The 283-nt window shown below is 51.2% G+C and carries 1 protein-coding gene; it reads right to left on the bottom strand.

Going from position 1 to position 283, the window contains the following annotated elements:
* On the bottom strand, positions 1 to 283 hold a 283-nt coding region (locus J4G32_RS21350), incomplete at both ends, for a PAS domain-containing protein (protein WP_210497737.1).

The raw sequence follows: 283 nt of genomic DNA, 5'->3' as shown, positions 1-283 counted from the left end.
CTAAATCTTCGACTGAGGAGGCAAAATTAACCGCTGAGCCGACTTCCGGCGTTTCCGGCGGAATAAAGGTATTCATAATCTGTGAAAATGGCACATCAAGATTCATGTTGATGCACAGTAGACCAATGACGCGCTGCTCGCGGTTGCGAATGGCAATCGTCAACGACTTCATCAAGACACCGCTTTTCGCGCGCGTGAAATAGCATTTCGACACGCTACTGTCCGCCCCTGTCATGTCGTGCAGCATGCGCAACGCCAGGTCGGTAATCGGCGAGCCAATTTT

Source organism: Microvirga antarctica, from assembly GCF_017921815.1.
In the GTDB taxonomy this organism is placed as follows: Bacteria; Pseudomonadota; Alphaproteobacteria; order Rhizobiales; family Beijerinckiaceae; genus Microvirga; species Microvirga antarctica.
Note: the sequence above shows the minus strand (reverse complement) of the source record. Positions and strands in the feature narration are given on the sequence as shown.